Below are 13306 nucleotides of genomic sequence, written 5' to 3'. Positions count from 1 at the left end.
GAGCTGTATTTGTTGCTAGGAATCCCGGAAAACAGCTAGATATGGAGCATAAGAAAATGCTCGATTACGTTTTTGCCCAGTGATTTCTTCCAGAAGACCTATATTACTAAGAGCCTTAATTAAGGCGTTGGCGTTGGGATATGACAAACTTGTAATTGCTGCAGTATGTTCTACCGTAAAGATTGGTCTGAAATAAAGACTCTCAAGCAATGCGATCGCATTACCCGATCTACGACCCATTGCGTTGAGTACCAATTGGCGATGTTCTTCTTTTAAGTTGACTATTTTGCGGGCAGTAGCGGCAGCTTCCTGAGCCACTTCGTAAACACCACGCAGAAAAAATTTCAGCCAAGCTTCCCAGTTGCCACTTTCCCTAACAGCCTGAAGACGATCGTAGTATTCAGAGCGATATTTCTTGAAATAGTAAGAGATGTAGAGTAATGGGCGTTGTAGTATATTTTGTTCACACAGCAGAAACGTAATTAATAATCGCCCTGTTCTTCCATTACCATCGAGAAAAGGGTGAATTGTTTCAAACTGAGCATGAGCCAATCCCACTTTAATCAAGGTAGGTATAGGTTGTGGACTATGCAAAAACTTCTCCAAATTATCTAGAGATTGGAGCATTTCATAGGGTGGAGGAGGAACATAAGTAGCCTCAGCCAACGAACATCGTCCTGCACCAATCCAATTCTGGGTGTGGCGAAACTCTCCTGGAGCACGCTCAGCACCTCTGACCCCTTGCATTAACTCTTTGTGAATTTCTCGAATTAATCGCAAAGATACAGGGAGACTCTTGAGCCGTTCAAGACCATAGTTAATAGCAGCGATATAATTTACAACTTCAGCTACCTCTTGAGGATTTTCCGGTTCCAAAGCTTGAGATTCAAATTCTAGGACATCTATCAAAGATGTTTGTGTACCTTCAATTTGGCTCGATAGAACTGCTTCTTTCCGAACATACATAAACACAAAGAGATCGGGATTTGGTAGAGCATCGGTTGCTCCATCTAGCCGACCCAATGCACGATCTGCCTGAGACAGCAGATGCCACATTTCCTGATCCATAATAATTTCAGGTGTGGGTGGCAGCGGATTAGGTATAAAGGCTTTGTAGCCTGCCATCTGTTCCACATATTGACCTGCTCTAGTCCCAATGACCATTGTTATCGGTTCCGTTAATACTGAATACTCTTCAACGCTATATTATCAAAACTAACTTCTTTTCGTTAATAAGCATATTGTTGTCACCCCCCCCAGGAAAACTATGCGCTACATCTAGGGGCTTAGAATGCAACCTAACACTACGGAGGTTGGCTCAATACAATGATGGAATCCAGGCGATCGCCCACTAGACGTGCCATAATCAGCGATATTATCTGGTACGCGATCGCCTGAACCTATGGATGCGCTAATCGGCAAAACTTTACAGGGTGGAAAGTACACCCTCGAACAAGAACTGGGACGCGGCGGCTTTGGGATTACTTTCAGGGCAAATCACCGCTATTTAGGACAGCCTGTAGTCATTAAAACCCTCAACGAATCTCTGCGGCAGCAACCCAATTTTGCTGAGTTCGATCGCAAGTTTCAAGACGAAGCGAGGCGGTTGGCTTCCTGCGTTCATCCGAATATTGTCCGCGTCAGCGATTTCTTTGTCGAAGACGGGCAGCCTTACATGGTGATGGACTACGTTCCGGGTCAAAATTTGGGCGATGTCGTATTCCCAAATCGGCCGCTGCCAGAAGAACTCGCTATTCTCTACATAACTCAAATTGGCGCTGCTTTAAAAGTTGTTCATCAAAAGGGTTTGCTGCACCGAGATGTCAAGCCGCAAAACATTCTTTTGCGCCAAGGTACTCAGGAAGTCGTGCTGATTGATTTTGGCATTGCCCGCGAGTTTACTCCTGGTGCAACCCAAAGTCACACTAATATGGTGTCCGACGGCTACGCGCCCCCAGAACAGTATTTCGCCCAAGGAAAATATACTCCCGCCACAGATGTTTACGGTCTGGCGGCGACGCTTTACACTTTACTGACAGCACAGGTGCCGGTGGCTGCAATTTTGCGTACAAGCCAACCGATGCCTTCACCCCGCGACTTGCGGCCTCAGCTAAGTGCGGCTGTCAGCTCTGCGGTGATGCGGGGGATGACGGTAGAAGCTCAAAATCGCCCTGCTAGCGTGGATGAGTGGCTGTCGCTGCTGCAGGGGCAGGGGGGTGCAGCGTCGCCGAGCACCGGGCCGACGGTAGCGGTGATTCCGGGACACGGGCCTCAGTCGCCTGCGGGTTCCAGAACAGCGCCGGCACGGGTGTCTTCTGGGGACAACAACCGCAAGGTTTGGTGGATTTTGGGGTTCGTGGCGATCGCACTTCTTGTTGCAGGTTTGGTCGGTATTGCTAGGGTTTTCCTCAACCGGCCGTCTTCGGAACCCGCACCGGTGGCCCGGGACGATCGCACTTCGGCCCCAGCAGTTCCAGAAGCGCGCGTGAACTCCACACCAATTCCCGCGCCGACACCAACGCCAGCCCCGACTCCCAGAGAAACTCCGCCGACTCCCAGAGAAACTCCGCCGACTCCCAGAGAAACTCCAGCGCCGGCTGCTGAAACTCCAGCACCAGCGCCAACTCCGACACCAGCGCCAACTCCAACACCAGCGCCAACTCCCGAGGCTGTCGAACCCACACCAACAGAAAAACTTGTTGACAAAGAGTTGCCGCCAGATCGATCGCCCGCACCCAGCCCCGAAGAACCGGGAACCAATTATCAGAAGACTCCCACAATCCCTGGATTTGCGGTTGGTACGCCGGAAAGTCAGATTTTATCCCAATTGGGAGAACCGACTGACTCTCAAGCCCGGGGCTATTGGCCGAATACTCGCACCGCACTTTACGAAATATTGCCAAATCGGATTACTCTCGGCTACATTTACGATCGCGATTCGGGCCAGCTAGTACAAACAGAGGGTTCTTTTGCCCAGTCGGTGGACGATTTGGTGGTGCGAACCGCCTTAAACGGGATGGTGGGCGGTGCCAGCCGGGAGATTTTGCAAGGCTTGGGCGACGTGCAGCAGCGCCGGAGCAATCGGTTTACGTTTAGGAAGGGTTCGCTGGAAGGGACGATCGAACGCAATGAGCGCGATCGGATTTACATCGGCGTCTGGGACGAGAACTTGCATTAATTAGGAATTACGCACGGGTGGTCAGAAACCGGGTTTTTACCTGAGAAGAGGCGTTACAGCACGCAAAAACAGCAAAAAACCCGGTTTCTTTAATCCCCAATCGAAAATCTAAAATCTAAAATCTAAAATCGACTTGACGATCGGATTTACATCGGCGTCTGGGACGACAACTTGCATTAAACTTGGCAGCGCTGACATTTTTGACCACTGTCAATAAACCTGGGCGGGCTCTTCGGCCCACCCCACAGGAAAACTCAACTCTTGTGGAACATGCCGGACAGCCTGTTCAAAAAAATGGTGCAAGATGTAAATATTCCCGACTCAGCTTTGTGCCAAAATCGAAAATCCAAAATCTAAAATCTACAATCGCTTGACTTGACGCAACACGAAATATTGTCTATGATTAAAGAACACACGAGGGGCTGTAATGGTTTCGACAGGGTGGCGAAAGCTGCTCCGTGATGCAGGTCGAGAGTGAGTCTCCTCTCGCTAATACCGGCTCAAACAAAAAAGTAAATGCGAACAACATCGTTCCTTTCGCTCGCAAAGCCGTCGCTGTAGCCTAAAAACTTCTTAAGCCCGGTTTAGAGTGTATGCAGCCTAACTCCGTTAACGGTAGCATAACAACCCCCAACGGATGCCCTAGCTAAACGTTTCTAGTCGGCTAGCTAGGAAAGCAATCACTAGAAAATCCCCCCATTTGGGATAAAAATGGTTCCCGCCCCGAGGATCAGAGGGGATAAACCTGTGAACGATCGGAAGGTAAATACCCGCTTTGGACGGCAGTTCGATTCTGCCCAGTTCCATAAGAGAAGTGACGTAAAATCAATGGTTTAAACCATTTGAAAGTTACTTTAAAGCATTAAAAGGGCAGAGATTTAAATCTCTGCCTTTTTGTTTGGCTCAGATAGCTCAACTCATCCGTGTATCCGTGTCAAAATCCGTCCAGTGCTCTACCTTTTCCCCGCGAGGGGACTGAAATATTTGCTGGTCGTTTTTCAATTTGCGTCCTCACCGCCTTGCAAGCGTCAACCGTCAACCGTCAACCGTCAACAGCCAACCATAATTTACGAACTCATTAGCTACGCTGCAGGCTCATATAATTAGAACTTCACCCTGTCTGTGCGTTCTTGGAGCCTGTCGGGCGATATACTATTAGGCGGTAAAGCATTAAAAATCTTTACAAAGACCCCGATTTCTAAGCCTACTCCTACAAAGGACGGGTGAAAAATTATATGCTGAGCGCTCAAAAGCTGGAAAAATGAACCCAGGAATTGACTTACAAGGAAGTTTTGTAGAAGCCCTGATGAATTTGGGCTTACCGGCGGACATCGCCAAAGTGCTTTGGCTACCGCTGCCAATGTTGCTGATGATTGTCGCTGCCGTTTTCGGGGTACTGACTAGCGTCTGGCTGGAACGGAAAATTTCCGCCGCCGCTCAACAACGGGTAGGCCCGGAATTTATCGGCCCTCTGGGAGTGCTAGCACCCGTTGCCGACGGTCTGAAGTTGGTATTCAAAGAAGACATCGTACCGGCAAAAGCTGACGCGCTGCTATTTACCCTAGGCCCGGTAATTGTGGTGATTCCAGTTTTTCTCTCCTACTTAATCGTGCCCTTCGGAGAGCATATGCTGATCGCCGATATCGGTACAGCAATATTTCTGTGGATTGCCTTGTCTAGCATTCAGCCGATCGGCTTGCTGATGTCCGGCTATGCTTCAAACAACAAATACGCCCTCCTCGGAGGACTCAGAGCCGCCGCTCAATCCCTCAGCTACGAAATTCCCCTAGCTTTGGCAGTATTGGCAGTTGTGATGATGTCCAACAGCCTCAGTACGATCGACATCGTACACCAGCAAGCCGGCTACGGCATTCTCGGCTGGAATATCTGGCGGCAACCCGCAGGTTTCCTGATTTTCTGGATCGCAGCACTAGCAGAATGCGAACGGTTGCCCTTTGACCTCCCGGAAGCAGAAGAAGAATTGGTAGCAGGATATCAGACTGAGTACACAGGCATGAAATTTGCTTTGTACTATATCGCTTCCTACGTTAACCTCGTCCTTTCTTGCCTGCTAGTAGCAGTTTTGTACCTCGGCGGCTGGGAGTCCCCGATTCCTGTCGAAGTGCTGACAAATGCCCTGGGATTGAGCGAGACGACTCCTTGGTTGCAGGTAATTACCGGCTTGCTGGGCATTACAATGACGATGCTGAAAGCCTACTTTTTCTTGTTTCTGGCAGTTCTGCTCCGCTGGACTCTGCCGCGAGTTCGGATCGACCAATTGCTAAATTTGGGATGGAAGTTTTTACTTCCCGTGGCTTTAGTTAATTTGCTGTTGACCGCAGCTTTGAAGCTTGCCTTTCCCTTTGCTTTTGGCGGTTAATTCGTAATAGGTAACAGATCATAGCTAAGCTAGAGTAGCTGTTAACTCTCATTACCTATTATCAATTAGCAATCACCAAAAACTCAAGTACAGAGAGAGAACACCATGCTAAAATTCCTCAATCAAGTAGGCGAATACGCCAAAGAAAGTTTTCAAGCTGCTAAGTATATCGGTCAAGGGCTATCTGTTACCTTTGACCACATGAGACGCCGCCCGATTACGGTGCAGTATCCTTACGAAAAATTGATTCCGTCCGAACGTTTTAGGGGCAGAATTCACTTTGAATTTGACAAGTGCATCTCCTGCGAAGTTTGCGTTCGGGTGTGTCCGATCAACTTACCTGTAGTGGATTGGGAATTTAACAAAGACAGTAAGAAGAAACAACTCAAGCACTACAGTATCGATTTTGGAGTGTGTATCTTCTGCGGCAACTGCGTAGAATATTGTCCGACTAATTGTTTGTCGATGACAGAAGAATACGAGTTAGCCGCCTACGAGCGCCACGAATTGAATTTTGACAACGTGGCCCTCGGACGTTTGCCCTACAAGGTTACAGATGACCCGATGGTGACACCGATGCGGGAATTCGCTTATTTGCCGAAAGGTGCGATCGACCCCCATGAAGTTTCCTACACCGATCGCCGCGCCGGTCTGCGTCCAGAGGAAATTATCGAAAAGTAGGTAATGGGCATGGGGCATGGGCCAAACAGGGCATGGGGCATAGTTAGTAGTTAGTGGTTAATGGTTAATGATTACTTGTTAGTAGTTGTTCTAATAACAAATAACAAATTTCCCATGCCCAATGCCCTGTTTGCCCTGTTTGCCCTGTTTGCCCTGTTTGCCCTGTTTGCCCAATGCCCAATTAACAGAGGATAAAAAATTGTGAATCTAGCCGAAGGGGTTCAAATTGTTTCGTTTGGCATACTGTCCGTAATGATGATTGCAGGAGCACTAGGAGTAGTGCTGTTCTCAAATATCGTTTACTCAGCATTTTTGCTGTGCGGCGTATTTACCAGCATTGCGGGCTTGTACCTGTTGCTGAATGCCGACTTTGTAGCAGCAGCGCAGGTATTGATTTATGTTGGCGCTGTTAACGTCTTGATTTTGTTTGCGATTATGTTGGTGAACAAGCGCGAAGATTTCCGCACTCTTCCCAACGCTTGGGTGCGTCAAGTAGCCACAGCAGTAGTTTGCGTAGGCTTGTTTGCACTGTTGGGTACGATGGTGGTGTCTACTCCTTGGGCTATTGTCGCAACGACGGGAGCACCGGCCGAAAGTTCGATCGTCACAATCGCCAAACATTTCTTCACCGACTTTTTGCTGCCTTTCGAGTTAGCATCAGTGTTTTTGTTGATGGCAATGGTAGGAGCAATTGTCTTGGCGCGCCGCGATTTCTTCCCGGATGAACTGTCAAAAAAGCTATCGGAAACACCTGCTTTGAGTTTGCCGGAAAGACCTCGCGAATTAGTTTCTGCCGGAGATGTGTCTTCGCCAGAATCTAAGTAAAAGTAGTGAGTCTAAATGATTCGTACAATTAATGTAGGGGTAATTTCCCCGTGGTTGCCCATATCGGAGGTAAGTACGGATCGCTACCCCTACTGTATGAATGATTTAGACACGCTATAGTAGGGTGTTCACTGCACCTATCTCTCTGTCTTGTAGTAATGTTGATTGAGAAAGACTCAAAAAATTTATGCAACTGCAACTCCAGTATTTCCTGTTATTAGCCGCCGCACTTTTCTGTATTGGTATTTACGGTTTGATTACCAGCAGAAATGCAGTGCGCGTGTTGATGTCGATCGAGTTGATGCTGAATGCTGTCAATCTCAATTTGATGGGTTTCTCCAATTATCTCGACCCCGTACAAGTTAAGGGCCAAGTATTTACCGTGTTTGTAGTTACGGTAGCGGCGGCTGAGGCTGCGGTGGGTTTGGCAATTGTTTTGGCGATTTATCGCAACCGCAATACCGTAGACATGGAAGAATTTAACTTGCTGAAGTGGTAATCGATCGATAGTCATCAGTCATCAGTCATCAGTCATTAGCGACAAACTAATGCAGATTAAAGACTGATGACTAAGGACTAAAGACTAAAGACTAACAACTAATGACTTCTAGTAATTTCTAGAGTAATTCTACCCCCGAAATCAGGGATGGGGGCAGCAGGTTTCGAGAGTTGTAGTTTAACTTTCTCGACTAACGGTAGTTGTAAAAGCGCTTGAGTAATAGTATCTGCTAGGCGTTCGATTAATAAAAATTTAGACTCTTGGACTAGCTTTTGAATCAGAGTTATTGCGCTGCGGTAATCAAGAGTATGTTGAATATCATCACTTTTTCCAGCTTGCGATAAATCCAGCCAGAGAGTAACATCCACTTCAAACCACTGGCCCAAAACTTGCTCTTCCGGCAGATAGCCAGTATATCCGTAGCAGCGAATTCCTGTAAGTTGAATAGAATCCATTTTGCAATAAACTAAAAGTGCGTTGCCTAACCAATCTGTATTAAACCAGATAAAGTTCTCTTTCTCTTCCCTCTCTTTTTTTGCCCTTTGCCCTCTTCCTCTTCCCTCTGCGCCCTCTGCGCCCTCTGCGGTTCAATCACTCTTATTCTATCTTAAATTTCACAACTCTCCTCCTTTCTCCAACTTGTCCAATAAATCCTCAGCAACTTCATACCATTTCCGCCTAATTTCAGCATCTTCTGGCTTTTCTGTCAAGCTGCGCCCTTGTAATTCTGGATATTTATTGTAATATAATTCATCAACTTTTTGATAGAATATATCTTGCTCAATGTTGAGATTTTTGCGTCGTTTCCCAATCTTTTCTTGACGCATTATTTCGGCTTCCTCTAAGGATGTATCGGGAGGTGGCTGGCGCGAAGAAAATTTAGGTAAATCCGGCAATTTGGGCAACGTGAAACCAGATTTGACTACACTAAAAGCTAAGATTCCCGGCACCAAAATCACAGTTAAACTCGCGACTGCTTTCCAAGGAATTAACTTGAAGGTGCTGTTGTGGTTAACAATTTGAGGATTTGGGCGAACAGGAGTATGATTGCTGGTAGCAGTTTGAGTGGTGTTTTTGAAAGGGCGGCCGACAAAGTTCATTGTCACCATTTGGGAGATTATACTGCTAATTTGAGAGAGTTTGGGATCTTTGAGTGCTTCGCGGACTGCTTTTGCGGATTGGTAGCGATCGCCCGGTTGTTCTGCTAACATCCGATCCAACACAGTACCGAGATTTTGACTGACACTGACGTGCGATCGCCAATCCCAAGTTTTGCCGTTAATATCGTACAATTTTTGAGGCTTTTTCCCAGTTAGCAAGACTAAAGCCGTGACGGCTAAAGCGTACAAATCGCTAGCTGCAGAAACTTTCCCCAGCCGCATTTGTTCGGCTGGCGAATAACCCTGTTTGCCGATCGCCGTATCCGATTGTCCGTTAAACTGAAGTACGGCATTGGCTGCGATTTGCTTGACGGAACCGAAATCAATTAAAAAGGGTAGTTTGTCAGCATCATGCTGAATAATGTTATCCGGAGAAATATCGCGGTGAATTAAATTTTTTGAGTGGATGTATTCTAAAACTGGTAAAAGCTGAAATAGCAGTTGAGTAACTTCGGCTTCGGTAAAATTTTTACCTTGTTGCTGACGCGATATCAATATTTCTTCGTAGGTTTGACCTTTGATATAATCTTGGACTAAAAATAAAGATGGATTCCCGCCCAAATCGGTTCGCAGCAGTTCTCGAAAGCGGGGGATTTGCGGGTGTTGGAGGTTGTAAAGCATACTCGCTTCGCGATCGAACAATTCGGCCGCTTTCGGGCTGTGAACCACCGGAGAAAACTCTTTGAGTACGCAATGTTCGTTGTAGCGGTTGATATCTTCGGCGAGATAAGTGCGCCCGAAGCCGCCCCGGCCCAATTCGCGGAGGATGCGGTAGCGTTTTTCGAGAGTCGAACCTGGGGTGAGGAGGGAGGAGTTAGACATAAACCACGGCAAATTGTTCGATTTGGGGAGTCGCCGAGCACAGTATAGCTCATTGTAGCTAAGTTTGTTTGAATGCTAGGGAAGGAACGGCGATCGCTTTTTTTGGGATGGATGAAGGAGAAGAGACACTTTACTTAAGATTCAGTATCTACAGGATATCGTAGGGGCGGGTTTTACCAACTATCTATGTTAGAAACCAAAAATATAATAAACCCGCCCCCACTTGGGCGGCAAATCCAAATCTACATTTTTGGCATTCGATCGAACATCAGGTTAATCTGGATTATCGGCTGTCTAGGGGCGGGTTTATATAAATTGTTCGCGAACATCAAATATTGTTGGTAAAACCCGCCCCTACAGGCTTTTTTATTGTCGGGTTCGATCGGCTATTGAGGATTTACAAATCCCGATGAGTAAACCCCTTCGCATCCTTCCCTACATAACTAGCAGCAACATGGCCGTTTCCAACAACTCGATACTTATAGGTAATCAAACCCTCTAAACCAACAGGCCCGCGAGGTGGCATTTGCTGCGTGCTAATCCCCACTTCGGCACCGAAACCGTAGCGGAAACCGTCGGCAAATCGAGTCGAACAATTGTGATAAACTCCGGCAGCATCGACTCCATTTAAAAATGTTTCGGCGGTTTCGCTATCTTCGGTGACAATGACATCTGTATGTCTGGAACCGTAATTATTGATATGATTAATTGCCTCTTCCACAGAATCTACTATTTTGATTGACAAAATTAAATCGCTGTATTCTGTAGACCAATCAGCTTCATTTGCTTCGGCAATATTTTCGAGGATGGCGCGAGTTTTTTCGTCCCCCCGCAGTTCGACTTTTTTCTGCTGCAAAGCTGCGGCGACAGCGGGCAATAAAACGGGGGCGATCGCGCTGTGAACTAACAAAGTTTCAATGGCATTGCAGGCCGCTGGATACTGGGTTTTTGCATCTACAGAAATCTCTACTGCTTTCTGAATATCCGCTGCTTTGTCGGCGTACAAATGACAAATGCCGTCGGCGTGTCCCAACACGGGAATTCGGGTATTTTCCTGCACGAACCGCACGAAGGAGTTAGAACCTCTGGGAATAATCAAATCTACATATTCATCCATTTTTAGCAGTTCGATTGTTTCTTCCCGCGTGGTAAGCAATTGCACGACTTCTGGATTAACCGCAGTTTCTGCTAATGCTTGATGTATCACTTTTGTCAAGACTTCGCAGGAGCGAACAGCCTCTTTGCCGCCTTTGAGGATGACGCCATTTCCTGATTTGATTGCCAAGGATACTATCTGAATTAAAGCTTCGGGGCGCGCTTCAAAAATAATGCCTAAAACGCCCAAAGGACAGGTGACGCGCTTCAGAATTAATCCTGTATCCAATTCGCGGTGAATTTGTACGGAACCTACGGGATCGGGGAGTTTCGCAACATCTCGCACGCCCGCGATCGCACTTTTCAACTTGCTCTCATCCAACTTTAGGCGATCGTACAGCGGTTTCGCAATTCCATCCGCCTCAGCCGCCTTGCAGTCAGCCACATTCGCCGCCAAAATATCCGGCGCAGCAGCTTCTAAAGCTTTCGCAATAGCTTCAATAGCTTGATTTTTGGCATCAGCGGACAAAACTGCCAACTTTCTAGCAGATCCGCGCGTTTTTTGGGCAATTTCAATAATAGACATGGCAGTCACTTTTAAATAGTTTTGATTGTTGGGTTTTGAGTTTTGAGTTTTGAATTTAATCCGCAAAAATAAATTTTGGGGCAGTTTTCAGTCTTAACAATTATAGAGAAAATTCTATATTTTTGTTGAGACCCCTGACAGCAATCCGCATTCACAGGTTAAAACAGTGAAGTATAGATAAAATCCCACGGTCATTTCCATTTGTCAATAACCTTTGGAGATTATTATGTCATCTCATGCCCCTTTACGCAAGGCAGGGCGAGCCGCCAAAGCCGGCGTTAAACTGATACAGAAAACTGGCCCAAATCTCGTTTTAGCTTCCGGCGTCACCATCAGCCTGCTGTTTGGTATGGTGTTAGCGCTATCTTTAGCCTCTGTTTTGATTCTCAACAGTCCCGATCCAGTCGCCGGATTGGCGATCGCACTTCCCATAACTCTAATTTTTAACGTCGGTGCTTTTTTCCTATCGCCTTACTTGATGGACTTAACCCAAAATTGGCTCTACAATACTCGCTGGGTTTCCCTAGCAGAAATTGAAAGCCTAAGTCCCGAAACAGCGAAAGTTATTCAGAAGGTTTGCAAGCAGAAAAAACTCTCTTCTGTGCGTTTAGGAATTATCGACGACCAAAACCCTACTGCTTTTACTTACGGTTCATTTCCCAACAGCGCTCGCTTAGTCGTCAGTCAAGGTCTTTTTACCTATTTAGACGACGAAGAAATTGCCACTGTTTACGCCCACGAACTCGGTCACATCGTCCACTGGGACTTTGCAGTAATGACTTTAGCTTCGACTTTAGTGCAGATTACTTATTTAATTTACACTACAGCTCAAAGAATGGGTCGAAGTGGTGGCGACAAAGCTAAAGATGCCGCCGGTACTGTAGCTGCTGTTGCTTATTTGTTTTACATCGCCGGCACTTATTTGTTGCTGTATTTGTCGCGGACTCGAGAATATTTTGCCGACCATTTTGCTGCCGAAACTACTGGCAACCCCAATGCTTTGTCTCGCGCTTTAGTAAAAATTGCTTACGGTATTTTGGAAGAAGGACAAAGGGCAACGGAACCCAGCCGTTTGTTAGAAGGAACTCGCGCTTTAGGCATTTACGATGCCAAAGCTGCCACATCTACTGGGACTGCTTATCGGATTTCTTCGGAACCAGAAAAGATTGGGCGAGTGTTTTTGTGGGATATGTTTAATCCGTGGGGTTGGTGGATGGAGTTGAACTCGACTCACCCGCTGACTGGTAAACGAGTTCGCGCTTTGAGCACTTATGCCGAACAATTAGGCTTAGATATTGAGTTTGACATGGGCCGGATTGTCGGCGAAGGCAATCTTTTGAGCAAGCGGAGATTGTACGGAAATTTTGTGTTCGATTTACTGCTGTACAGTGCAGAAATTCTGGGGTTAGCGGTGGGTTTTGCGATCGGCATTGCGCTGTATGCTGTAAACCCGATGATGATGGCTGCTTGTCCTTTAATCGGTTTGGGCGTGGGAATTTTGCTCAAGACTTTGGTGATGTTCCCGAATTACCAACAAGCAGAACATTTGGATGTTTTAACCTTAATGTCTGACCCTTATGCAAGTCCTCTGCGGGGTCAACCGGCGCAACTGCAAGGCGAATTAATTGGTCGCGGCGATGCGGGTTATACCTTCGGTTCTGATTTAAAATTGCAAGACAGAACGGGAATGATTTATCTGCGCTATGCTTCTCGTTTTGGACCAATTGGTAATTTTCTGTTTGGCATGAAACGGGTTAAAAGTTTGATTGGAATGGATGTTAGGACTTTGGGTTGGTTCCGCCGGGGTGTTGCACCTTGGATGGATTTGATTCAGCTTGAAAGCGATAGCGGTACGGTGGTTAACAGTTATCACCGCTTTTGGTCTTTTGTGATGGGTATAGGTGCGATCGCGATCGGTATTGCACTTCTATTCGTGTCATTTCCAGCTTAACAGTTGACAGGTGAAACCTTTTAAGTTAAATATCATGAAGCTCGATTATTCGAGCTTCTTTTTTTTTGTTAGATACGGTATGATCGAATTTAATACCGCCGTAAATTATCTTTTTTTTATCAAAATAGT

Annotated in this window: 10 protein-coding genes and 1 other RNA gene; 7 read left to right on the top strand and 4 right to left on the bottom strand. The window is 46.6% G+C overall.

The genetic code is table 11. The annotated features are described in order from the left end of the window. Positions 1 to 15: 15 nt before the first annotated feature. Positions 16 to 1125, bottom strand: coding sequence for a Fic family protein (locus OSC7112_RS07500; RefSeq protein ID WP_223300861.1), 1110 nt, complete (start codon positions 1123 to 1125; stop codon positions 16 to 18). 277 nt (positions 1126 to 1402) lie between these two features. Between OSC7112_RS07500 and OSC7112_RS07495 the strand changes: the two genes are divergently transcribed. The 6 genes from OSC7112_RS07495 to nuoK all read left to right on the top strand — a co-directional run bounded on the left by OSC7112_RS07495 (position 1403) and on the right by nuoK (position 7563). Further along, positions 1403 to 3178, top strand: a complete 1776-nt coding sequence (locus OSC7112_RS07495) for a serine/threonine protein kinase (protein ID WP_015175341.1) — start codon at positions 1403 to 1405, stop codon at positions 3176 to 3178. A 418-nt stretch (positions 3179 to 3596) separates the two neighbouring features. Continuing rightward, positions 3597 to 3987, top strand: a transfer-messenger RNA (tmRNA) gene (gene ssrA / locus OSC7112_RS35425). A gap of 452 nt (positions 3988 to 4439) precedes the next feature. Beyond that, entirely contained in the window at positions 4440 to 5558 is a 1119-nt protein-coding gene (gene nuoH / locus OSC7112_RS07490) for an NADH-quinone oxidoreductase subunit NuoH (RefSeq protein ID WP_015175340.1), read from the top strand. 105 nt (positions 5559 to 5663) lie between these two features. Continuing rightward, positions 5664 to 6239, top strand: coding sequence for an NAD(P)H-quinone oxidoreductase subunit I (gene ndhI / locus OSC7112_RS07485; protein WP_015175339.1), 576 nt, complete (start codon positions 5664 to 5666; stop codon positions 6237 to 6239). A 201-nt stretch (positions 6240 to 6440) separates the two neighbouring features. Beyond that, positions 6441 to 7064 (top strand): NADH-quinone oxidoreductase subunit J, encoded by a 624-nt coding sequence (locus tag OSC7112_RS07480; RefSeq protein WP_015175338.1) that lies wholly within the window; start codon positions 6441 to 6443, stop codon positions 7062 to 7064. Between the two features lie 193 nt (positions 7065 to 7257). Next, on the top strand, positions 7258 to 7563 hold the full coding sequence (nuoK, locus tag OSC7112_RS07475) for an NADH-quinone oxidoreductase subunit NuoK (protein WP_199292736.1): 306 nt from the start codon (positions 7258 to 7260) through the stop codon (positions 7561 to 7563). Between the two features lie 98 nt (positions 7564 to 7661). Here nuoK and folB read toward each other — a convergent pair whose 3' ends face one another. The 3 genes from folB to OSC7112_RS07460 all read right to left on the bottom strand — a co-directional run bounded on the left by folB (position 7662) and on the right by OSC7112_RS07460 (position 11226). After that, on the bottom strand, positions 7662 to 8018 hold the full coding sequence (folB, locus tag OSC7112_RS07470) for a dihydroneopterin aldolase (RefSeq protein ID WP_015175336.1): 357 nt from the start codon (positions 8016 to 8018) through the stop codon (positions 7662 to 7664). A gap of 159 nt (positions 8019 to 8177) precedes the next feature. Next, on the bottom strand, positions 8178 to 9545 hold the full coding sequence (locus tag OSC7112_RS07465; protein ID WP_015175335.1) for a serine/threonine-protein kinase: 1368 nt from the start codon (positions 9543 to 9545) through the stop codon (positions 8178 to 8180). Between the two features lie 397 nt (positions 9546 to 9942). After that, complete coding sequence (locus OSC7112_RS07460; RefSeq protein WP_041622978.1) at positions 9943 to 11226, bottom strand: glutamate-5-semialdehyde dehydrogenase; 1284 nt, start codon at positions 11224 to 11226, stop codon at positions 9943 to 9945. 226 nt (positions 11227 to 11452) lie between these two features. Between OSC7112_RS07460 and OSC7112_RS07455 the strand changes: the two genes are divergently transcribed. Next, entirely contained in the window at positions 11453 to 13177 is a 1725-nt protein-coding gene (locus OSC7112_RS07455; protein WP_015175333.1) for a zinc metalloprotease HtpX, read from the top strand. Positions 13178 to 13306 lie beyond the last annotated feature (129 nt).

Origin of the sequence: Oscillatoria nigro-viridis PCC 7112, assembly GCF_000317475.1 — a bacterium.
GTDB classification, from domain to species: domain Bacteria; phylum Cyanobacteriota; class Cyanobacteriia; order Cyanobacteriales; family Microcoleaceae; genus Microcoleus; species Microcoleus nigroviridis.
The sequence above is the reverse complement of the archived record's forward strand: the minus strand, read 5'-3'. Positions and strand labels throughout refer to the sequence as shown.